Source organism: Streptacidiphilus sp. PAMC 29251, assembly GCF_054208735.2.
Window position 1 is genome coordinate 3,292,609 of sequence record NZ_CM135725.2, and the last position, 20,826, is coordinate 3,313,434.

At 68.6% G+C, this 20,826-nt stretch carries 19 protein-coding genes; 10 read left to right on the forward strand and 9 right to left on the reverse strand.

What is annotated here, in order from left to right:
• Positions 1-32 precede the first annotated feature (32 nt).
• The 5 genes from ACXKR8_RS15380 to ACXKR8_RS15400 all read left to right on the forward strand — a co-directional run bounded on the left by ACXKR8_RS15380 (position 33) and on the right by ACXKR8_RS15400 (position 2,817).
• Positions 33-389, forward strand: a complete 357-nt coding sequence (locus ACXKR8_RS15380; RefSeq protein ID WP_458273471.1) for a PRC-barrel domain-containing protein — start codon at positions 33-35, stop codon at positions 387-389.
• A gap of 34 nt (positions 390-423) precedes the next feature.
• A complete protein-coding gene (locus tag ACXKR8_RS15385) occupies positions 424-588 on the forward strand; it encodes a hypothetical protein (RefSeq protein WP_458273472.1) in 165 nt (54 codons plus the stop codon).
• 264 nt (positions 589-852) lie between these two features.
• On the forward strand, positions 853-1,332 hold the full coding sequence (locus tag ACXKR8_RS15390; RefSeq protein ID WP_458273473.1) for an STAS domain-containing protein: 480 nt from the start codon (positions 853-855) through the stop codon (positions 1,330-1,332).
• Positions 1,322-2,065 (forward strand): ANTAR domain-containing protein, encoded by a 744-nt coding sequence (locus tag ACXKR8_RS15395; protein ID WP_458273474.1) that lies wholly within the window; start codon positions 1,322-1,324, stop codon positions 2,063-2,065. Before ACXKR8_RS15390 ends, ACXKR8_RS15395 begins: the two co-directional genes overlap by 11 nt.
• A gap of 5 nt (positions 2,066-2,070) precedes the next feature.
• The gene (locus ACXKR8_RS15400; RefSeq protein WP_458273475.1) at positions 2,071-2,817 is read left to right on the forward strand and encodes a GAF domain-containing protein; all 747 of its coding nucleotides are present in this window, start codon (positions 2,071-2,073) and stop codon (positions 2,815-2,817) included.
• Between the two features lie 12 nt (positions 2,818-2,829).
• Here ACXKR8_RS15400 and ACXKR8_RS15405 read toward each other — a convergent pair whose 3' ends face one another.
• Complete coding sequence (locus ACXKR8_RS15405) at positions 2,830-3,279, reverse strand: STAS domain-containing protein (protein ID WP_462100529.1); 450 nt, start codon at positions 3,277-3,279, stop codon at positions 2,830-2,832.
• 432 nt (positions 3,280-3,711) lie between these two features.
• A complete protein-coding gene (locus ACXKR8_RS15410) occupies positions 3,712-4,293 on the reverse strand; it encodes a sigma-70 family RNA polymerase sigma factor (protein WP_458273477.1) in 582 nt (193 codons plus the stop codon).
• Between the two features lie 287 nt (positions 4,294-4,580).
• Here ACXKR8_RS15410 and ACXKR8_RS15415 point away from each other — a divergent pair, with 287 nt between their 5' ends.
• Complete coding sequence (locus ACXKR8_RS15415) at positions 4,581-4,814, forward strand: three-helix bundle dimerization domain-containing protein (RefSeq protein ID WP_458273478.1); 234 nt, start codon at positions 4,581-4,583, stop codon at positions 4,812-4,814.
• Between the two features lie 305 nt (positions 4,815-5,119).
• On the opposite strand, the gene ACXKR8_RS15420 is transcribed toward ACXKR8_RS15415, so the two are convergent.
• Positions 5,120-6,184 (reverse strand): integrase core domain-containing protein, encoded by a 1,065-nt coding sequence (locus ACXKR8_RS15420; RefSeq protein ID WP_458274990.1) that lies wholly within the window; start codon positions 6,182-6,184, stop codon positions 5,120-5,122.
• Positions 6,185-8,035: 1,851 nt separating this feature from the next.
• On the opposite strand from ACXKR8_RS15420, the gene ACXKR8_RS15425 reads away from it, so the two are divergent.
• The 3 genes from ACXKR8_RS15425 to ACXKR8_RS15435 all read left to right on the forward strand — a co-directional run bounded on the left by ACXKR8_RS15425 (position 8,036) and on the right by ACXKR8_RS15435 (position 11,373).
• Positions 8,036-9,436 (forward strand): IS1380 family transposase, encoded by a 1,401-nt coding sequence (locus ACXKR8_RS15425; protein WP_458266600.1) that lies wholly within the window; start codon positions 8,036-8,038, stop codon positions 9,434-9,436.
• A gap of 217 nt (positions 9,437-9,653) precedes the next feature.
• A complete protein-coding gene (locus ACXKR8_RS15430; RefSeq protein ID WP_462100530.1) occupies positions 9,654-9,872 on the forward strand; it encodes a hypothetical protein in 219 nt (72 codons plus the stop codon).
• A 100-nt stretch (positions 9,873-9,972) separates the two neighbouring features.
• Complete coding sequence (locus tag ACXKR8_RS15435; RefSeq protein ID WP_458266600.1) at positions 9,973-11,373, forward strand: IS1380 family transposase; 1,401 nt, start codon at positions 9,973-9,975, stop codon at positions 11,371-11,373.
• A gap of 582 nt (positions 11,374-11,955) precedes the next feature.
• Here the strand turns inward: ACXKR8_RS15435 and ACXKR8_RS15440 are convergent.
• Genes ACXKR8_RS15440 through ACXKR8_RS15465 form a run of 6 tightly spaced genes read right to left on the reverse strand, consistent with a single transcriptional unit; the run spans position 11,956 to position 19,155 of the window.
• Positions 11,956-13,005: a DnaB-like helicase N-terminal domain-containing protein gene (locus ACXKR8_RS15440; RefSeq protein ID WP_458273481.1), complete on the reverse strand. Its 1,050-nt coding sequence runs from the start codon at positions 13,003-13,005 to the stop codon at positions 11,956-11,958.
• 2 nt (positions 13,006-13,007) lie between these two features.
• Positions 13,008-13,859, reverse strand: coding sequence for a hypothetical protein (locus ACXKR8_RS15445; protein WP_458273482.1), 852 nt, complete (start codon positions 13,857-13,859; stop codon positions 13,008-13,010).
• A complete protein-coding gene (locus tag ACXKR8_RS15450) occupies positions 13,856-14,683 on the reverse strand; it encodes a hypothetical protein (protein WP_458273483.1) in 828 nt (275 codons plus the stop codon). The genes ACXKR8_RS15445 and ACXKR8_RS15450 overlap by 4 nt, the downstream gene beginning before the upstream one ends.
• Complete coding sequence (locus ACXKR8_RS15455) at positions 14,680-16,479, reverse strand: type IV secretory system conjugative DNA transfer family protein (RefSeq protein ID WP_458273484.1); 1,800 nt, start codon at positions 16,477-16,479, stop codon at positions 14,680-14,682. Before ACXKR8_RS15455 ends, ACXKR8_RS15450 begins: the two co-directional genes overlap by 4 nt.
• The gene (locus tag ACXKR8_RS15460) at positions 16,479-17,978 is read right to left on the reverse strand and encodes a VirB4 family type IV secretion system protein (RefSeq protein WP_458273485.1); all 1,500 of its coding nucleotides are present in this window, start codon (positions 17,976-17,978) and stop codon (positions 16,479-16,481) included. The genes ACXKR8_RS15455 and ACXKR8_RS15460 overlap by 1 nt, the downstream gene beginning before the upstream one ends.
• 4 nt (positions 17,979-17,982) lie before the next feature.
• Positions 17,983-19,155 (reverse strand): SCO6880 family protein, encoded by a 1,173-nt coding sequence (locus ACXKR8_RS15465; protein ID WP_458274991.1) that lies wholly within the window; start codon positions 19,153-19,155, stop codon positions 17,983-17,985.
• A 116-nt stretch (positions 19,156-19,271) separates the two neighbouring features.
• Here ACXKR8_RS15465 and istA point away from each other — a divergent pair, with 116 nt between their 5' ends.
• On the forward strand, positions 19,272-20,786 hold the full coding sequence (istA, locus tag ACXKR8_RS15470; RefSeq protein WP_458267424.1) for an IS21 family transposase: 1,515 nt from the start codon (positions 19,272-19,274) through the stop codon (positions 20,784-20,786).
• The last annotated feature ends 40 nt before the right edge of the window (positions 20,787-20,826 follow it).

A 20,826-nucleotide genomic window follows, 5' to 3' on the forward strand; every position in this document is an offset into this window, starting at 1 on the left:
TGGGGCCGACATACGCGCAAAGGGGAAGCCCAATGATCGAGGCAGCGGATATCCGCGAGTGGCGCAACCAGGACGTCGTCGACCTCGACGGGCACAGGATCGGCTCGCTGGAGGCGATCTATGTCGACACCTCCAGCGACGAGCCGGCCATGGCCACCGTCCGGGTCGGCCTGCCCACCCGCCACCGCCTGGTCTTCGTCCCCCTGGCCGGGGCGATCGCCGGACCCGGCTATGTGAAGGTCGCCTACGACAAGGCACTGGTCAAGGACTCCCCCTCGATCGGCACTGACGACGTCCTGCCCGCCGAGGACGAGGAAGCGGTCTTCAAGCACTACGACCTCACCTACCAGCCCGGCACCGCAGGCGAGCGGCAGCTCGCCCGCCGCTGAGGCTGCCCGCACCCCTGAAGGAGGTAGGCCCGCCATGGTCGCGTTCCTGCTTGTGGTCATCGTGGCGATCGTGCTGGGCATCATCGGCGCCGTCGTCCACGGACTGCTCTACCTGCTCGCTATCGCCGTCCTGCTGTTCATCGCCGACATCGCCGTCGCGGCCGTGCGCTCAGCACGCCGCCGACGCCCCCTGCGCTGACCCCGCCAAGCCGCAGCGAAAGCACGTGCGATTCCTCCGCTCATACCCGACGGTCGTCACCATGCGTGTCAGACAGGGCTACTGTATGGAGGGAAGAGCTGAATATGCCGGTGCGATGAGGCGCGTCATGCCTCACCCCGGACCTGCCAGGGGCATAGAACGACGACGGCATTGCCCGCAGATTGCCGTGCAATCGCCTCGCGGTGTTGTCCCAGCTGCCCCTGACCCCGGCCGCGTCGCGCACAAGACGCCAGGGAGTCCAGGGTGTTCCATAGGCAGCACACCAGAACAGCTACCCTGACGGCGCCGCCGTACCCGGGACCGGAACACCAACGGCTGACCGTCCACCGGCACGACCGCAGACGGGGAACGCTGATCGCACTGGCCGGCGAGATCGACATCGACTCCGCCCCCTTCGTGCACCAGGCGGTACAGGGGTGCCTGCACGCGGGGATCCGCACCATCGACCTCGACCTGAACCATGTCACCTTCTGCGACATCAGCGGCCTGAACGCCCTCCTCGACGCGACCTGGCTCACCACCGCCGCCGGAGGGCGCCTGCGCCTGGAGAACCCGTGCCCGATGCTGTCCCGCCTGCTCGCCCTCACCGGAGCCCACCTCTATCTCGCCCCCCGCACCGACGGTATCCGCGACCTGCTCCAGGACGGGGCCCCAATCGACCGGGCCGTCCGCGGCCGGTTCCTGCCCCAGGCCCGCGCCGCAGGGCCGCCCGATGATCAGTGACCGCATGGCCAAAGTCCTGCTCCTCCTGCAATCCCAGGAGGACCCCGGCGAAGTGGCGGACATCGCCGCAGCGGCAGCCGGCGCCCTCGGAGTCGACGGCCTGGCCCTTTCCCTGACCACAGCGGGCGAGGACCACCACACCGAGGTGTGGTGGTCCTCCCAGGGGCCGGCCTGCGACTTCGAGGACCTGCAGCTCACCCTCGGCCAGGGACCGGGCATCGATACGGCCAGCACCGGAGCCATGGTGTGGGTACCGGACCTGGCCACGGTCCGCGCCGACCGCTGGCCGCTGCTGTCCATGGAAGCCCCCGACCTTTCGGCCCGCGCGGTGTTCTGCTTCCCGCTGGGGATCGGCGCGATCCGCGTCGGCGTCCTGACCGCCGTACGCCGCACCCCCGGCCCGCTCACGCCGGAACAGGCCGACGACGCCCTGGTGCTGGCCGCGGCCCTGACCGCCCGATGCCTGGGCCAGGGCGAACCCGGGCTGAGCGCCCTGGACCCCACCGATCCCCTGTGCACCCTGCAGCACGCCGTGGTCCACCAGGCCACCGGCATGCTCAGCGTCCAACTCTCCCTGCCCCTGCCCCAAGCCCTGCTACGGCTGCGCGCGCATGCTTACAGCAGCGGACGCACCATCAACGCCACCTCCCAGGACATCGTGGACCGGCGACTTCGCCTGGACCACAACGGCAACGGCGACGGCACCGCGGTGCCCGTCGCAGACAAGGACTGATCGCCATGCCCCGCGAACAGCAGCTCACCGAGGTCTTCGTGGAAGTCGCCGACTCCCTGATCGACGACTTCGACCTCATCGACTTCCTCCAGCAGCTCTCCGTGCGCTGCATGGAACTCCTGGACGTGGCCGCCGTCGGCATCCTGCTGGCCGACCAGCACGACCACCTCCAGGTCCTGGCCGCCTCCGACGAGCACACCCGACTCCTGGAACTCCTGGCCCTGCAGCACGACCAGGGCCCCTGCGTGGACTCCTACCGCAGCGGGGAACCCCGTACCAACATCGACCTCCACGACCCGCAGACCACCCAGCACTGGCCCCAGTTCGCCGCCGCCGCCCACAAAACCGGCTTCGTCACCGCCAACGCCATCCCGATGCGGCTGCGCGGCCGGGTCATCGGGGTGCTGGGCCTGTTCCAGACCGCCCCCGAACCCCTCAGCGCAGCCGACGTCACCCTCGCCCAGGCCCTGGCCGACGTGGCGACCATCGCCATTCTCCAGCAGCGCACCCTGGCCCACAGCGAACTGGAACGCGGCCAACTCCAGTACGCACTCACCAGCCGCATCGTCGTGGAACAGGTCAAGGGCATCCTCGCCGAGCGCTGGCGCATCTCTGTCGACGACGCCTTCTCCGCGTTCCGCACCTACGCCCGCTCCAACCACCACCACCTCGCCAACCTCGCCCGACAGGTTTCCGACGGCACATTCGACACCGACCAGATCCCCCACCAGCCCATCGCACCCCGCGGCTGACCCGGCATCGGCTCATGCGGAACGCCTTCCCAGCGGCCGCTCACGGCGGCAGGGAGCTGGTACGGCCGGCGGCAGCGTCGGCGATGGTGGCGTGCCGCGGGAAGCGGCCCTCCAAGCGGCGGTTTCAAGCAGCGAGGCGATGGAACGGTGGGTGTAGACCAGGCGCAGCCAGCCGCCGTCCAGGTCTGCCAGGGCGTGGGCCGCGCACAGCACGCGCAGGGCCGGGGCGTCCAGGAAGGTGGCCTGGCCCAGGTCCACGATCTGGCGGCGAACCCCGTCGCAGGCCTGCCAGCGGTCCAGGTCCAGCCGCAGCAGCGCGGTGGTGGCCAGGTCCAGTTCGCCGCGGGCGCTGACGAGGCGGTACCTCTGCACCGCGGTGGTGTCGTCGTCGGCGTCCACGGGTCTCCGGTCCTGGCTGGCCTGCACCTTGGCACGAGCAGGCGAGGCCGGGGACAGGGGCACCGCTGGCCAGACGCTATACGCAAGGGCGCGGGGCGCGCACCTGGGATTCCTCCCCGCCGTCAAAGCGCCCGTTGTTGACCGACCATGACCCCTGTCAGCCGTAGCGGCACCGCGTTCCGATCGTTTCAACACCGGCGCCTGACGCCGCTGCCGGACACAGACATGCGGCGCCGGGCCCACGCGCAGTGGCACACAGGCACCCCGGCGGGGCCTCCAACGCGGCCTGCCGCAGCTGGATCAGGGCCAAACGCAGGTGGTCGCGGATCCCGGGGTAGGGGTCGACCTCGCACCGCAGCGGTACAGGGCCGGGGGCCGCAGAACTTCCCGTCAACTCGCGCAGCCGCTCCAGCACGATCACCAGCTCATCGCGGATGCGCTCCAGGGACTCCCGCTGCCCGCACCCGCTGCCCTGCGGGCCGCGGGACGCGGGGATCACCGGTCCAGCTCCAGACGCAAACGAATCAGACCCTCGCGGATCCGCGATTTCGCGGTACCCAGCGGGATCCCCAGGCTCGAAGCGACCTCGGCATGGCTGCGGCCCTCGTAGAAAGCCAACCGGATCGCCTGGCCCTGCAGCGGGGACAGCACGCCCAGGACACGTCGAACACCCTCCTGGTCCAGAACCTGCTCCACACCCTCCACCACGCTGTCGTACGCCGGGGAGTGCGCCAGATGGGCAACACGCTGCTCACGCCGGATCCGGGCGCACTGCCGCCGCACCTGGTCCACCGCGCGCCGACGCGCAATAGTGGCCGCCCACCCGTGCACGCTGCCGCGGCCCCGCTGGTAGCGGCCGGCGAGAGTCCACAGTTCGACTATCACCTCCTGCGCGACCTCCTCGGACTGGGCCCGGTCACGCAGGACGTGCTGGACCACGGCCCGGACCTGGGGAAACAGCGCCCGGTACAGGTGGGTGAAGGCTTCGCGGGCGCCCCGCGCGACCGCGAGCAGACAGTGTTCCAGCCGCTCGCCCTCGCGCCGACCTGCCTCAGGGTGCGGAAGTGGAAGCGTCACGGGACTCATCGATACCCACCTCACCACACCACCGACGCCCAGCCCCGGAACGACGCCGCCCAAACGCCCGGACTGACCGCGCCGCGCTCCCGCGCAGGTCAACCCGACCAAAGGCACTCGTGTGTGCGTTCGCGCACAGCCTGTTCATGTTCCATGCAGTGCGTGACGACCGGAGCCGGGGCAGGTCACTTCCAGATCCGGAAACATCTGCCGTGCCGCTGGTTGCCAGCTGAGGTGACCCGCTGGAAACGACGGGGCAAGAGCGGCCGCGAGCCTGGGAGGCATACATGCTGGCAGAACTGCAGGAGGAGACGGCGATCGAGCGTGTCCGCGAACGGATGCACCGGCGCTACGACCAGGCAGTAGTACCCGGCGAGGTCGACCGGGTCCTGGCCGGGGCCCACCACCGGTTCGACGGGTGCCCAGTGCGCACTTTCGTACCGATCCTGGTGGAGCGCGGGGTGCGCGCCGAACTGGACCACCGGCCGCTCCGGCACAAGCAAGCGGCCGACAGGGCTTGATCACTGTCACGGAAGCCACAGCGAGGAGAACCCCGTGGTGGTGGGGAAGCTGCCCTTCTGCACCAGACCATCTGGCCACAGCCATCCGAAGCCGACGATTACGACTTGGGGAGGGGCCTAGTTTCCCCCCGCTCCGCAACTGCTGACATATCAGCGTGGAGAACGACCCCTGCAGCACGTTTCTGCAGGCCAGAGGATTATTGCCGCATGGAACCTAGGGGAATTGAACCCCCGGCATGGCTGGCGAAGTAGCAAGCAACGGCCCTCGGCTGACTCTGTGGGTGCCGAATTCTCATCCGGCCTGGTCAGGCAGCGTGTTGGTACTCGTGGAGCACTCCCCCGAGCCGGTCCTTCCGTTGGATGCTCAGGTGATCCAGTCTGGTGGGTTCGACGATCGGGTCGGGCAGCGGTCGCAGTGGGGCGGCGCTGCCAAGCGTGCGGTGGGACCGGTGCCCGTTGTAGAAGTGCTCGAACTCGCGCAGTGCGTGCAGGAGGTGGGCCTGGTTCCAGATCAAGGTCCGGTCCAGGAGTTCGCGCTTGCAGGTTCCCACCCAGCGCTCCATGATCGCGTTCATCCGCGGTGTCCGGATGCCGCTGAGGACGATCCGGAGCCCGGCGTCGGCCAGAACTGCGTCGAACGCGGCGGTGAACTTCGAGTCACGATCACGGACCATGAACGCAGCTCTGCTGCCGGCATCCTGTAGGTCCATGACGAGGTTGCGGGCGAGCTGAGTGGTCCAGACGGCCGTGGGCGCGGTGGTGGCACCGAGGATCCGGATGCGCCGGTTGGCGTGCTCGATCACCGCGAAGACGTACACCCGGGTCCCGGTCAGAGTGCGGGTCTCCAGAAAGTCGCAGGCCAGCAAGGCATCGGCCTGGGAACGCAGGAAACCGGCCCAGGTGGTGCGGTCCCGCTGGGGCGCGGGATCGATGCCATGCTCCCTCAATATCTCCCACACCGTGGATGCGGCGGTCCTGACGCCCAGAGCGGCGAGTTCGACGTGGATTCTGCGGTAGCCCCACGAGCTGTTCTCCCGCGCCAGACGTAGGACCAGGGCCCGGATCGAGCGCAGGGTGCGCGGACGCCCCGGCCGCTTGGGCGCACACGTCGCGGCATGCCGACGGTTGAGCAGGTCACGGTGCCAGCGCAGCAGGGTGTCCGGGCGCACCAGCAGCTGGAGCTGACGCAGCTTCGCCATCGGTAGGTGGTGCAGCAGCGCAGCCAGCAGCGTGCGGTCGCCCGGGGTGAACACCGGCCTGCCGACCTGGCGTTGCAGGACGGCGAGCTGGTGCCGCAGCGCAAGAATCTCGACGTCCTTGTCCCGGTCGCTCATCGGCAGCAGGCGTATGAGGGCGAAGGTGTTCGTCATCGCAAGGTAGGCCAGTCGCAGCACCGAACCATCATCCCGCCCACGGGCCACGCGCTCCGGGAATCCGACCGGCTCCGAACCCTGCCCGCCCTGGACCAGGCCCAATCGGCCCTCAGGCCGCTGACCTGGCCGGATGGATAATCGGCACCCACACAGTCGCCCCGGGCATCCGGAGGTCGGCGCCCCAGAGCCCCAACACTCGGGGCAGGACGGTGGCGACCGTCTCCCAGTCCTTTGCCCGGACCTCGCTGACCTGCGCAATTTCCGGCAGCCAGAACTAAAAGACAGCGGAAAGGCTCATACTGCAATGGAGGCCATTCGTGATTCATGGAAGTGCGACACTTCGCACGCCGCACTGCTGATAGCGTGTGCCAGTCACAGCCCTCCTCATATTTGAAGGGAGGGATGGACTCATGAAGAAAGGGAAGTCGGTAGCACCACGACCGGCTCCCAGCCGGTTGGAGCGCACCGCATGGCTAATGGTGATCATTGCCAATGCCGTGCAGAGCGCTGCGATCCTCGTCAGCCTCACCCGGTAGTCCGGGTGTGGCCTGGGCCCGGCCTGTTACGACCGGGCCCAGGTGGTGACGAGGGCGGCTGAGGCCACCCCCACCAGGGCTCCTGCGTCTACGCCTAGACAGCGGCGCAGGGGCCCGCTCTTCGCAAACATGCAGGTCAGCACCCCGCACGATTGCTTAATTCCATGAGACAGCACTCATGCTACCGCAGTCGATGCTTATAAGTTGTCTCCCGCGTAAGGCTAATCAACTTTTATGCATCATCCTTAATGCTGCCGCACACCCCTCGCGCGCTTAATCCGCGAAGCAACCATAATCGGGGGCATTACCGGCTTACGACAACCGATCTGCCTTGGATACGCCCGCCTGATAACCATCGCAAATTATCTCCGCAGGTCAGGGTAGTGTGAATCCAGCCGCGTCCGCCGTGTGCTCTGCCCGCCGCACCGGCCGGCTACCGCGAACCGTGACCGTCCACCTCCGGCAGCCGGTTCTGGGTGCAGTGGGAGTGGGAGTCGGAGGTGTGCCGTCAATCGACGACGCTCAGACCCACGGAACGAGAGAGGGCCACACCGCAGCACAGCAAGCCCTGCGGACCGTCAGCCGCCGAGGGTCCCCATGCACGTCAAACAACGGCTCGTGGCCTGCAACTGTGTGTTGCCTCCAGAGGCGATGGCCGGGCTGCCTTCGCTGATGCGGCCCCATTCCCCGGGGGGCGGATCGAGAATCCACCCCCACTTCGGGGTCGCACCTCGTCTTCTGTCATGTGATCACAGGCGCCGGGAACGTGCGCCTTGCCGTTCTGTTTGATCAAGATGGCGTTGCCGGGGAACTGGCGCCACTCCTGTCGAACACCTCGTTCCTCCGGGTGCGCCTTGGGCACGCTGCCGTCAGCAGGGCAGGCACACCCCATGCCGATGATGTTGTCGCATCGCTCGCAGCGCACCTCTTTCATGTGAACAAGTCTCTCAGGCTGAGAGCTGCAACTGCTGCCCGCGCCAGGGCACAGCTGCGCCGTCCAGCCAGCATTCGGCCAGGTGCCCGCCTGGGATCATCAACACCGCAGATCGGATCTACTGGGGGGCTAATGAGACCAACGACCAGACTCGGGCGTGACATCGGGTCGATTCACAACAAGATCCTTGAGGGGAACAGGCAGCTTCAAGAGCTCCCCGTCGCTGACCGGCCCGCCGTCACCAGCGCGCTGCTGAGCCCGAATCCACCGATGAATGACCTGTCCGAGGCCTGGACATAACGACGCGGATGCCCTCTGACCTGGGACGATGGGACTTCCTACAGAACCAAGTCGCCAGAACGAGAGAACATCCGCGAGATGCAATCCTGCCATGCCGCCACAGCGGTTTCCGCCGTCTTCGACGAGCCGAACCTGATCGCCGATGCCGGGCTGCTGTCGCTGGTCCGGCTGGCCGAGCGGGCCGGCCTGCGGCAACTGGCCGCGTCCGCGCTCCGCATCGAGGGCGCCGACAACAGCGGCGGAGCCAACCCGGCCGCCAAAGTGATGTCGCTGATCAGCGCGATGTGCGCGGGCGCGGACAGCATCGACGACGCGGCGCGGCTGCGGCACGGCGCGATGGACCGCGCCTTCACCTCGGTCCGCGCGCCCTCCACCCTGGGCACCTTCCTGCGCTCCTTCACCCACGGCCACAACCGCCAGCTCCACCGCGTTCACCGCGACTTCCTGGCCCGACTGGCCCGCAGCACCCCACTGCTGCCCGGCGCCGACACACTGATGTTCATCGACATCGACCCCACCCACCGCCGCGTGTACGGCCACGCCAAGCAGGGCGCGCAGGTCGGCCGCCTCAAGGGCCAGCGCACCCTGCACCCGATCCTGGCCACCCTGTCCACCCCGATCGCCCGGCCCGTGATCGGCGCGGTCCGCCTGCGCCGCGGCAAGGCCGCCGACGTCCGCGGAGCCGAGAGCTTCGTGAGCGAGGCCCTGGCCATAGCGAAGGAGACCGGCGGCACCGGGATCCGCCTGGTCCGCGCGGACAGCAAGTTCTACACCGCCGACGTGGTCGCCGCCTGCCGCCGGGCCGGCGCCCGATTCTCCCTGACCACCGGCATGAACCCCTCCATCGCGGGCGCGATCTCCCGCATCCCGCAGGAGTCCTGGACGGCGATCCGCTACCCGGACGCCTTCGTCGACCCCGACACCGGCGAGATGGTCTCCGACGCCGAGGTCGCCGAGATCCCCTACACCGCCTTCACCGGCCGAAGGAAGTCCGAGCACGTCACCGCCCGGCTGATCGTGCGCCGGGTCCGCCGATTGAACGCCGAAGTGGCCCAGGGTCAGGGCGAGTTGTTCACCGCCTGGCGTTACCACCCCGTCTTCACCGACAGCTCCTTCGCGGTGCTGCAGGCGGAACTGCACCACCGGCAGCACGCCGTGGTGGAGCAGGTGATCGCGGACGGGAAGTCCGGGCCTCTGGCCCACCTGCCGTCCGGGAACTTCCAGGCCAACGCCGCGTGGCTGACCCTGTGGGCGATGTCGCACAACCTGCTGCGGGCCGCCGGTGCGCTGACCTCGGTCTTCCACGCCAAGGCCACCACAGCGACCCTGCGCGCCCACCTGGTCCACGTCCCGGCCCGGCTCGCGCGCACCGCGCGCACCAAATTGACGGTGCATCTGCCCGAGCACTGGCCCTGGCGCGACGCCTTCACCGCCCTGTTCGAGGCCGTCCACTCCCCACCGCCGCGCCCGGCGGCCTGACCGCCACAAGATCCCGCACCGCGACGGCCCGACGGCCACCGGCGACAGCGCCACCAACCGCTCCCGACCCCGCACAACCCCTCGGACAGGCCGCGACCCGCGCACGGCGGCTACCGCACACCCTCAACCTGTTGCCCCCAGCGGCCGACCGTCCACGGGCAGGAGAGCAACCCCGAAATGATCAGCCGGTGGATTCGGGCTGAATGACTCCGGATCGTTGGACGATCTGTGCTGGAGCGATACGGCCTCCGAGGTACTGGAGGCATACCGGCAAAACGATACGCCGATGACTGCGATAACCCGGAAGTACGGGGTGACGGAACAGCAGGTGCTGGCCCTCGTTGACGAGGCCGGCTTTGCGCGACGCTCGGAGATGGCCAAGGCCCATCACGGCAACGGCGGGCGCGTACTTGAGCCCGAATCCACCGATGAATGACCTGTCCGAGGCCTGGACATAACGACGCGGATGCCCTCTGACCTGGGACGATGGGACTTCCTACAGAACCAAGTCGCCAGAACGAGAGAACATCCGCGAGATGCAATCCTGCCATGCCGCCACAGCGGTTTCCGCCGTCTTCGACGAGCCGAACCTGATCGCCGATGCCGGGCTGCTGTCGCTGGTCCGGCTGGCCGAGCGGGCCGGCCTGCGGCAACTGGCCGCGTCCGCGCTCCGCATCGAGGGCGCCGACAACAGCGGCGGAGCCAACCCGGCCGCCAAAGTGATGTCGCTGATCAGCGCGATGTGCGCGGGCGCGGACAGCATCGACGACGCGGCGCGGCTGCGGCACGGCGCGATGGACCGCGCCTTCACCTCGGTCCGCGCGCCCTCCACCCTGGGCACCTTCCTGCGCTCCTTCACCCACGGCCACAACCGCCAGCTCCACCGCGTTCACCGCGACTTCCTGGCCCGACTGGCCCGCAGCACCCCACTGCTGCCCGGCGCCGACACACTGATGTTCATCGACATCGACCCCACCCACCGCCGCGTGTACGGCCACGCCAAGCAGGGCGCGCAGGTCGGCCGCCTCAAGGGCCAGCGCACCCTGCACCCGATCCTGGCCACCCTGTCCACCCCGATCGCCCGGCCCGTGATCGGCGCGGTCCGCCTGCGCCGCGGCAAGGCCGCCGACGTCCGCGGAGCCGAGAGCTTCGTGAGCGAGGCCCTGGCCATAGCGAAGGAGACCGGCGGCACCGGGATCCGCCTGGTCCGCGCGGACAGCAAGTTCTACACCGCCGACGTGGTCGCCGCCTGCCGCCGGGCCGGCGCCCGATTCTCCCTGACCACCGGCATGAACCCCTCCATCGCGGGCGCGATCTCCCGCATCCCGCAGGAGTCCTGGACGGCGATCCGCTACCCGGACGCCTTCGTCGACCCCGACACCGGCGAGATGGTCTCCGACGCCGAGGTCGCCGAGATCCCCTACACCGCCTTCACCGGCCGAAGGAAGTCCGAGCACGTCACCGCCCGGCTGATCGTGCGCCGGGTCCGCCGATTGAACGCCGAAGTGGCCCAGGGTCAGGGCGAGTTGTTCACCGCCTGGCGTTACCACCCCGTCTTCACCGACAGCTCCTTCGCGGTGCTGCAGGCGGAACTGCACCACCGGCAGCACGCCGTGGTGGAGCAGGTGATCGCGGACGGGAAGTCCGGGCCTCTGGCCCACCTGCCGTCCGGGAACTTCCAGGCCAACGCCGCGTGGCTGACCCTGTGGGCGATGTCGCACAACCTGCTGCGGGCCGCCGGTGCGCTGACCTCGGTCTTCCACGCCAAGGCCACCACAGCGACCCTGCGCGCCCACCTGGTCCACGTCCCGGCCCGGCTCGCGCGCACCGCGCGCACCAAATTGACGGTGCATCTGCCCGAGCACTGGCCCTGGCGCGACGCCTTCACCGCCCTGTTCGAGGCCGTCCACTCCCCACCGCCGCGCCCGGCGGCCTGACCGCCACAAGATCCCGCACCGCGACGGCCCGACGGCCACCGGCGACAGCGCCACCAACCGCTCCCGACCCCGCACAACCCCTCGGACAGGCCGCGACCCGCGCACGGCGGCTACCGCACACCCTCAACCTGTTGCCCCCAGCGGCCGACCGTCCACGGGCAGGAGAGCAACCCCGAAATGATCAGCCGGTGGATTCGGGTTGAGGTTGTCCACGCTGTCTTCGCAGCTGGCAAATCGATTTCCCTGAGCGAGATAGAGGACCGGGTTGCCTCCGCTATCCCACGCGACCAGGACCACGCCTCGCCCTGACACCCTCATCGGCCGCGGCCATGGCTTCGGCAGCGGCGTCCAAGCTCGCCATGAGGTCTTCGTCGTCCACGGCAAACCAGAGGTCACGATCCAAGATCCACCAAGCGTCCCTGTATCGGACGAAGTCCTTGATCGTTGCGCTCAGGTATCTGGCTCGCCCCCGAGCGAGCTCATCCGCCATCGCGTTGTGCCGGATCTCAACCGGAGCGTCCCGGCCGCCTCGGCGGTCAGCAGGTCCGCTGGTGATTGTCGTGCTGGTCACGGCGTCCCCCCTCACGGCCGGATCTTCGGCTGATTGTCGAGCGCGGGCTGCGCGGGCGGCTGCTGGATGCCAGCGGCGGCCTGATGGAGCTGCTGCCCCTGCTGCGCTGGTTGGTGGGCAGGTGTCGGCGGCGAAGCGAGTATCGCGGGGGTGACTGCCGACTCCGCCTGCTCGGCATTGGAAACGATGCGGCTCGCGTCGGCGGCAAGTTCAGTTCGAAGATCATGGACGAAGAGCTCGTGACCGATCTCGACCGCCGCTCCGACCACCACAGCAGTGGCCATGAGGTGTCCCAGGTACTCGGGGCCTGCGGGCTCCTGGCGGACCTCCACCTCTTCTACGTAGACCACCGCAGATGAGTCGCGGCCGAGCTGCCAGGCGACGGTCAGCTCGTTGACCGGTTCGCCTTGTTCGTAGACGGTGAGGATTGCCTCGTACACCTCCCGGCGAGGGCCAGGCTCGAAGCTGTCCGGGGACAGCCAGACCTGGACTTCCGCCACCTGGTCCCCGTTCTGCAGAAGGTCAGCGAGGACCAACTCCTCCTGCCGGGCCCGGCTTTCCACAGGCACGGTGTACTCGGCATCCGCCACGGGCTGCCGGTACGTCGGCGGAGCACTCTCCACCTGTATCTCGGCAGCCGGCGGGGCAACCTGGCGCGCGAGGGCCTGGGCCAGCCGGTCAAGTCTGGGCTGAGTTCCCCCTGCCTCGGCAGCGCTGACCGCGATTCTGTCCACGTGGACAGCGAGCTGAGCCCGGACGTACGCCTCCTGGACCATTCGGGCATAGACCGTGATGTCCGCCGGTGCCGGTCCGCTCGCCGCGAGATCGCGCAGATACGCCGCGCTGACCCCCGGAATCCGAAGCCTGTCGGCAAGTTGCCCGGGAAGCTCCGCCGTCTTCGCGGCAGCGCCGGCGATCAGTTCCGAGTACAAGGCCCGGTAGGTGGGGTGGGTGAAGCGGTCGGCCCGCAGGTAGGTGATCTCTTCCCGCTTGGCCGGCTCCTGAAGCAGAGCGCCGATGACGGCCTGCTCAGCTCGCAGGGAGATGTTGGGGTTGCTCATGGTCAGGTCCTCGATCCAGGCTCGTCGTCAGCGGGGGCGTCCCCGAACAGGTCGCGGGCGGCCCGCCGGCGTTGAGTGGCCGCTGTCGCCTCCGCCATCGCCGCTGCGGAGGCGTCGAGCTTTGCGGCGAACGCGTCGTCGGAGACGAGAACCCAACGGTCCTCCCCTCCGTCCAACCACCAACTCCCATGGAGTAGGACATATTCAGGGATGGCCGGGCTGAGCCTCTTCGCTTCACCGTTTGAGATGGCGGCCTGCATCGCGGAGCCGGTCATGGTGTCCGGCTGAGCCGGCTGCTCACCTTCTGCCGGGGCAACAAGCAGACCCTGTGGAATCCCAAGCAGCGGGTCAGCCTTGAGCCACTGCTGCTGAAGATCCGGGGAGTTCGCGGCGCCTCCAGTCGCGCCCTTATGCCCGGTGCGGCACTGGGACGCGTAGTAGGCGGCAGCGTTGGCGGTCACGGCCCGGAGCTCGGTGTGCCAGTAGCGGGCGGCCTGGCCGGCGGGCTGCTCGGAGTTGTAGATCTCCTTCCGCCACGTCATCAGTGCCCAGAGCTCTTCGATCATGCCTGGGTGCTCAGCCCAGCATTCCGGAAGGCGGGACTCGACCGACAGCTCGTAGCGGTCGTAGAGCCAGACCACCCAGCCACAGAGCTCTGCCCAGTTGACTGCCCGCTCGGCGGGACTCATCGAGTGCCACTCGGCAATTCCCCGGTGTGCGGGGGCGCTGCCGGTGTTGGGGGTGACCTGCTTCTGGCCGTTGCGTCGCTCTGCGTTCAGACGCGGGAGCCGCGGGCGGCGCACGCGGGGGTGCCCCTTGATACGGCCTATCGGCTGGTAGTCGTTGTCAGTCATGGCCGGACCTGGGGAGTTGTGGAAGCGTCGAGAAGCGTCGGAGCGTTCAAGGGCAGGAGCTGGGTCTTGCTCTCCAGAGCCAGCGGAGCATCGTCCGGAGCAAGGTCGGCCAACGGGGGCTTCACCGTGGATGGCCGCCCCTGCCGGTGTTCGATGATCGCCCGGAGGTCAGCAGCACAAAGCGCTTCTGCCGCCTCCATGGCGGTGATGGCGTCGCTCGGCGTCACCATCAGCCGACTGATGTAGGCCGAGGAATCGTGCAGGTCGTACCGCCTCATCCAGGTCTGCCGCGGCAGCATGTCCTCCAGCCTGGTGGCCATGACGGACAACATGGCTTCAGGAGTGATCTCCTTGCCGCGGAGCTGGAGAGAGACCATGGCGTCGTAGATTTCGAAGCGTCGGTTGGTCGTGAAAGTGGCGACCGGCAACCAGTTCACTTCGCGCAGCTCCGCCGGCCGCTGCACGAGGAATGCCAGAACCGCATCTTCCCGGTCACTTCGGCAGTCGCCGCCGATTGCGCTCAGTGGGACAAGAGCCTGCGCAGCCTGCGAACGACGATCACGTATCCACTCAGCAGGGTCTTGAGCGGTTCGCACGAACTCGAAGAAGCCGTTGCTCGTGATCTCCACGTAGTTACGGCTGCGGCTCGCGTCGGTCGCCGACGTATAGGAGGCTCCGTCCAGGCCAGAAGCGGACTGGGCCGTGCGGGGAAACTTGAACCACCCCTCGTCGAAGGGGTCGATTCCCGGCCGCCGTCCGTCGCGTTCCCGGGCCCAGCGACGCTCGCCCCTCGCCTGTTCCGCCTCGGTGAGAGCGATACTCATGCCGCCGCCGCCTGATCCGTGATGCGGTACTGGCGTGCCCACTCGACGGCCGCCGCGAAGTCCTGGGCGTGCGGTCCCTCGTAGTGGCGCTGCATGACGGCCTTGGTCGGCAGAGTCGTCGCATGGACGATCAGTGCCTCTCGCTTCTCCTCATTAAGGGTTCGGATCTCGTCCGGCGTGATGGTCTTCCGGTCCTGGAGGGTGGTCTGCATGGTCGTGCCGTGGGTGCCGGACTGGTAGGTGGTCAGCGATTCCCGGTAGATGCCGGCCAGCTTGCTGAAGTCCTCCAGCTCCTCCCCTGCGAGACCGCCGAGGGCCACCTTCACAGTGGATGCTCCCCAGATCATCTCCGCGCCGTCCTTGCCCCAGCGCTTTCGGAGTTGGGCCATGTTCTGGGCAATGGCCGTGATGAAGATGCCGGAGCCGCCCGCGAAGCTGAGCAGTTCGGGCAGGTACGGCAGCGGCGACACGTTCGCCACCTCGTCCAGGATCATGCCGAGCGGCGGGTCGAGTCGGCCGCCGGGTGAGCGGTCGGCGAGCCGCTTCGCGGTCTCCGTGAACTCGTCGATGAAGGCTGTGATCAGGGGTGCCAGCGACCGCGACTCCTGTTCCCCGACGAGCAGGTAGAGGGTGCCGTTGTCCTTGAGGAACGCTTCGATGTCGAGTCCCTGACCGTCTGCCGGAGCGAAGGTCGCGCGGGCCATCGGCGCGAACAGCGGCGTCAGTGCCGTCTGGACCGTGGCGAAGAGGTTCGCGCGGGTATCGCCGGGGTTCCGATAGAGGCTGTCCATCATGGCGGCAATCCCGTGCTCGGCTCTGTCCGAGTTGGCCAGCAGCTTGATGGGCTCCTCGATGCTGGGGTTGAATCCCCAGGTCAGGACGTCATCCATCGTGCGGCCGGTGAGCGCTGCCGCGTGCAGCCAGCCTGCCAAGAGGCTCGTTGCGGTGGCTCCGAAGAAGCCGGCCCCGGAACTGTCGGAGGTCTCGGCCTTCCCGATCTGGACCATCAGGTCGGCGCGCTTCATCGCCTTCCCGAAGTTCTCGCAACCGGAGGTCGGGGACCACTGCGCCAGGTCCGGCCAGTCCACCATTCCCGTGGGAACCATGACCGCCACCGGGCCGGCGGCGCGGCGGGTCAGGGCGGTGGCGTCCAGCACGTCGCCGCGCAGGCTGGTGACGAGCGCTGGCCCCATCCACGCGTGCAGCCAAGGGATGATGACCTGGCTGGTCTTGCCCTGGCGCGGTGCCGCGAGCACCAGGACGCTGCTCTCCACGATCGCCCACAGCGCCAGTCCGGCCAGCGTCCGTCCCAGGCTCACCGCGACGTCCGATGCCATGAACTTGGTACCGCTGAGGGAGGGGCGCACGGTCGGCCCTCGGCGCACGACGGCCTTCGCGGAGAGCACTCGGGCCAGCTGGTTGTACGAGGCGAAGCCCCTCACCGAGCGGTTCCGGCTGCTGTTCCTGATGACCCAGGCGCCAACCGTCACCATCGCCGTGAGCACCAAGAGGGCCGCGATGGCGAAGCCGACCGGTCCGGGCAGGTCGGAGCGTGCCGCAGCTGGCCACGCCTGCTTGGGATCGCCGAGGTGATGCGGGAGCTGTCGAGCAACGGCGAAGGCCGTGCCGAAGCTCACGGGCGGCCAAGCAGCGTGGGTGAGCAAGCCGGCCAGTTGACCGGTCGCCCAGGTTCCCATGGTCACGGCGACAACCAGAATGATCAGGATGACGATCAGGTAGTCGCTCGGGCCGTCGAGCAAGGGGCGGCGCGCGGTCGTGCTGTTGTTGCTAGCCATCAGACAGCCATGCGTTCGTTCGTGTAGTACAGCTGCCGCTCAATCGGTGAGAGGACTGTCTGAACCACGTGACTGGACGTGCGGCCGATCTTCCAGATGGCACGGCCGATCTGCTCACCGCTCCAGGACGCGATGTGTGCGCACTCGGTGTCGGTCAGACCGATGGCATCGCGAGTCATGGCCAGCGGGGCGGTGTCCTGCCGCAGACAGATCCGAACGTCACAGCTGGAGATCAGGTTCTTGGCGATGCTGACCTCCTCGCTGCCCTGCGCACCGACGGCCTCGAAGTCAGCCAGTCGGTGGGTGCTGAGCACCTGGATGGTGCCCTGGGCTCGGGAGAGGCGTAGGTCCGAGTCCAACTTCCGGATCATGGCGGGCACACGCATGGCTCGCCACAGCTCATCTCGGACGACCAGTCGGACCGGGCCGCCGGGTTCGTCAATGGCGGCCTGTCCCCAACTGCTGACGCAGGCCAGGGTCATGGCCACGGTCTCGTCCCCGCGGCCGTCGATCCGGCTGAGGTCGACGGTCTGGATCGGCGCGTCGAAGTCCGGCCGGACGGTGGTCGGACGGTCGAAGAGGCCGCTGAGGCTTCCCCGGCACATGTTGCCCAAGGCATCCGCGGCGGGCCGGATCATCTCCCGCAGCTCGCGCACGTCGGCGTCACGCACCCGGAGGTCTTCGGCCATCTCGGGACGCGGGTCGCGCAGCAGTGCCCAGACGTCGGGGATGGTCGGGTCCACCAGCTCGCTGTTGCCGGTCGCCTGACCGGAGGCGTGCTGGATGGCGAGAGAGAGCGCGGCCTCTTCGGTCGGGGTGAGGTCTCGTCCCAGCCGCATGACGAGCAACGAGGAGAGCAGGGTGATCCGGCGGCGGTGGATCTCGTCCAGGCGCTCGCGCAGTTCCTCGCCGTCCGTGGGCAGGTTCCGGCCCAGCGGGCCGGCGTCGAGTGGGTTGAGCCGGGCTTTGAGGCCAGGGCCGAGTTCGACGGGTTCGACGCCGAAGGCTCGCGCGAGTGGGGCGTATTCGTTCTTGATGTCGCCGAGGACGAAGGTCCTGACCCCGTAGGCCGCCAGGCGAGTGGAGAGGGCCTTGAGCGTCGCCGACTTCCCGGCGCCGGGGACGCCGGTCACCAGGATGTTGGGGTTGGTGATCAGGCCGCGGTGGAGCCATTCGATGGGGTGGCAGGAGAAGGCCCCGCCAGCCAGACAGTCCACCCCCATGTAGACCCCGACCGGCGGGATCGAGGCACCGTAGAGCCATGGGTAGAGACCCTGGATCTGGCCGGTGCTGCCGCGGAAGACCGGCACGGCGGGCATGATCGGGGCTCGGCCGCCGTAGGGGCGTGCCCAGCCGCGGCGCGGCGCGATCGGCTGACGCTTCTCCTTCTCCCGCTTCTCCTTCTGGACGGGTGCCGGTGCTGCGGAGGTACCGAGGACCTGGCTCAGGTCGTACGTCGGGAGTTCGGCCGCCTTGCGGCGGGTGAGGCTGGGGCTCATCGGTCTACCACCGCTTCTTGGGAAGGCCCATGCCGACGGGCAGCGCGCCGCAGGCGAATCCCACGTCCTGGGCGAACCAGAGCCGCTGGAGTTCGATCCTCGCTCCGGAGGCGTCGGCCTCCAGGGCTGAGCAGGCGTCTTCGAGTTGGGCGGCGTCGGTGACGGTGACGGTGACGTAGGCGCTGAACCGGACAAGACCGTGGCCGGCTGCGCGTTCGGCGTCCTGGGCTTCGGCGTGCCGGAGAGCCTGCTTCTCGTGCTCGGGAACGATCTGGCCGGACTTGTGCCTCATGCTGACGGCGACGTGACGCGCAGTGCGTTCCCGCATGACCTCGCGTTCTGCGGCGCGGGGGGTCAGTGGTTCGACGTGAAGACTGAAGGCGCGACGGTGCTCGCCTTCGCCGAGCAGCGGAGCGAGGGCCGTGGAGTAGACCTTGTTCCTGGGCCACTCCGCGACCCAGTACGTCACCGACAGGGCGCCGTCGTGGGCGTAGTGAGCGCGGGAGCTCTCCGTGGCCAGGGGCCCGGCCAGGCCCGGGGCGACTCCGGGTTCAGCTGTCGGTTCCAGACCGCGGACAGCGGCGGCGTTGGCGGATGCCCGGCGTTCCGCGAACATGCGCGCCGAGTGCGGGTCGAAAGCCGTGCGAAGCACCTCGGCCAGGTCGCGGGGGGCAAGCCACCCCTCGACCTGGAGATCAGCGGAGCCGATCGAGGTGGTCAGCGCCCGCAGATGGCGAACAAGGACGGCTGCGGCCCCAACGGTGCCACCGCCCGCGTTCTTGATGGGGCCGGCTGCGCGAGCAGCATCCATGGTGAACGCCAGGTACGCCTCTCGATGCGATGTCGCCAGGGTCGCGGTACCGAGCAGTGAAGAGGTGATCTCCACTGCCGCTGCCGGGGCATCGTCGGCGAGGTGATCGGCGTGCCACCGGTGAAGTGCAGCACCGGACTCGGGGACAAGTCGTTGAAGGGCCTGCACTCGGATGATCGGACTGCCTTCCGAGCACAGACCGGACAGCAGCTGTCCCCATCCGGCGACGCGCTGGTCACGGCGACTGGAGTCGACCAGGCCGATACCGGGGAACCGGATACGCGCAACCGCTGTGAACGTTGTCGGCGGCCGTGGCAGAGTCCAGGTGTGCGGCCAGTTGAGTCCAGGCTGATGGCCACCGGAAATCCAGGTGGATGGCCTGTTGACCTGTGGTGTTCCTGATCGCTCCCTTTATCTGAAGAAGACCCCTCCGTCCGGTTTGCTGGTGTTTGCGAGCATCAGCTACCGGCCGGAGAGGTCCTATGACGAAGTCTGACAGAGAGATCATGGAAATCTTTGAGGCGTACGACCTGACGGAGACCGTCTGGTCGGCGGCGGCCCTGAGCGGGCACGACCCCAAGACCGTCAAGCGGTATGTCCAGGCCCGTGACCACGGGCTCAATCCCTTCGAGCACGCGCCGCGGCCGAAGATGATCGACGCCTACCTGGAGAAGATCGAGGAGTGGGTCGACCAGACCCACGCGGCGATCCGGGCGGACGTGGCCCACGACAAGCTCGTGCGGATGGGCTTCGCGGGCAGTGCGCGCTCGACCAGGCGGGCGGTGAACGCGGCGAAGGGCGCGTGGCGGTCCGGGCGGCGGCGCTCCTACCGGCCGTGGATCACCGAGCCGGGGATGTGGCTGCAGTTCGACTGGGGCGAGGGCCCGCGCATCGGCGGGCGGCGGACCTGGCTGTTCTGCGCGTGGCTGTCGTGGTCGCGGTTCCGGGTCGTTATCCCGGTCTGGGACTGCACGTTGGGCACCCTGGTGGCCTGCCTGGACACCACGTTGCGCAGGATCGGCGGAGCGCCGACCTACATCCTGACCGACAACGCGAAGACCGTCACCGTCGACCACATCGCGGGGATACCGGTGCGGCACCCGCAGATGGTCGCCGCCGGCCGGCACTACGGCTGCCAGATCGTCTCCTGCGTGCCCTACGACCCCGAGTCCAAGGGCGGCGCGGAGGCCACGGTCCGCATCGCGAAGGCCGACCTGGTGCCCACCACCGCGAACCTGCGGCCCTCCTACGACACCTTCGCCGAGCTGGCCGATGCCTGCCGCAGTTGGTGCCTGGAGGTCAACGCGCGGCGCCACCGCTCGACCGCGCAGATCCCTGACCTGCGGCTGGAGATCGAACGTGCGACCTTGCACGTCCTTCCCGCCGAGCCGTTGGCGTTGGCGCTGGGCGCTGAGAGGACGGTGGGCGCGGACCGGACTGTCAGTTTCAACGCGGTGCGCTACTCGACGCCGCCGGGCTATACCGGGCAGCGGGTGTGGTGCCGGGTGGTGGGTGAGGAACTGTCGATCACCGCGCGCACCGACACCGGCGACCTCGCCGAGATCTGGCGCCACCAGCTGTCGACCCCGGGGGTCCCGCAGATCATCGACGCGCACTACCCCGACCACCCCGAGGGCCGGAGCATCCTCGCGCCGCGGCTGGCACCGCGCTCGGAGGCGGAGATCGCGTTCGTGGGCATCGGCCCCGGGGCGGGGCGCTGGCTCAAGGAGGCCGGACCCGCCGGCGCGGTGCGCATCCGCGCGAAGATGGCCCGCGCGGTCGAGCTGGCCACCGTCATGGGCAGCGACAACGTCGACCGGGCCCTGGGGCTGGCAGCCACAGCCGGACGCTTCGCCGACGACGACCTGGTCTCCATCCTGGAACACCTCCAGGGCAGCACGCCCCTGGGCGAGGTCGTGCGCGCGGACGAGAGCCACTCCGCCCAGAGCGGCACCTCGGGCTGGCAAGCCCTGGGCCAGCAGAACAACCCACGCTGACCACACCCACCCTGACTATCCATCACCAGACGATCGGCAC

Bases quoted from the DNA above. Each gene is read 5' to 3' on its own strand.
- ACXKR8_RS15380 (WP_458273471.1), top strand. From the start codon at position 33: ATGATCGAGGCAGCGGATATCCGCGAGTGGCGCAACCAGGACGTCGTC.
- ACXKR8_RS15385 (WP_458273472.1), top strand. From the start codon at position 424: ATGGTCGCGTTCCTGCTTGTGGTCATCGTGGCGATCGTGCTGGGCATC.
- ACXKR8_RS15395 (WP_458273474.1), top strand. From the start codon at position 1,322: ATGATCAGTGACCGCATGGCCAAAGTCCTGCTCCTCCTGCAATCCCAG.
- ACXKR8_RS15400 (WP_458273475.1), top strand. From the start codon at position 2,071: ATGCCCCGCGAACAGCAGCTCACCGAGGTCTTCGTGGAAGTCGCCGAC.
- ACXKR8_RS15415 (WP_458273478.1), top strand. From the start codon at position 4,581: ATGCTGGCAGAACTGCAGGAGGAGACGGCGATCGAGCGTGTCCGCGAA.
- ACXKR8_RS15420 (WP_458274990.1), bottom strand. From the start codon at position 6,184: ATGACGAACACCTTCGCCCTCATACGCCTGCTGCCGATGAGCGACCGG.
- ACXKR8_RS15425 (WP_458266600.1), top strand. From the start codon at position 8,036: ATGCAATCCTGCCATGCCGCCACAGCGGTTTCCGCCGTCTTCGACGAG.
- ACXKR8_RS15435 (WP_458266600.1), top strand. From the start codon at position 9,973: ATGCAATCCTGCCATGCCGCCACAGCGGTTTCCGCCGTCTTCGACGAG.
- ACXKR8_RS15440 (WP_458273481.1), bottom strand. From the start codon at position 13,005: ATGAGCAACCCCAACATCTCCCTGCGAGCTGAGCAGGCCGTCATCGGC.
- ACXKR8_RS15445 (WP_458273482.1), bottom strand. From the start codon at position 13,859: ATGACTGACAACGACTACCAGCCGATAGGCCGTATCAAGGGGCACCCC.
- ACXKR8_RS15450 (WP_458273483.1), bottom strand. From the start codon at position 14,683: ATGAGTATCGCTCTCACCGAGGCGGAACAGGCGAGGGGCGAGCGTCGC.
- ACXKR8_RS15455 (WP_458273484.1), bottom strand. From the start codon at position 16,479: ATGGCTAGCAACAACAGCACGACCGCGCGCCGCCCCTTGCTCGACGGC.
- ACXKR8_RS15460 (WP_458273485.1), bottom strand. From the start codon at position 17,978: ATGAGCCCCAGCCTCACCCGCCGCAAGGCGGCCGAACTCCCGACGTAC.
- istA (WP_458267424.1), top strand. From the start codon at position 19,272: ATGACGAAGTCTGACAGAGAGATCATGGAAATCTTTGAGGCGTACGAC.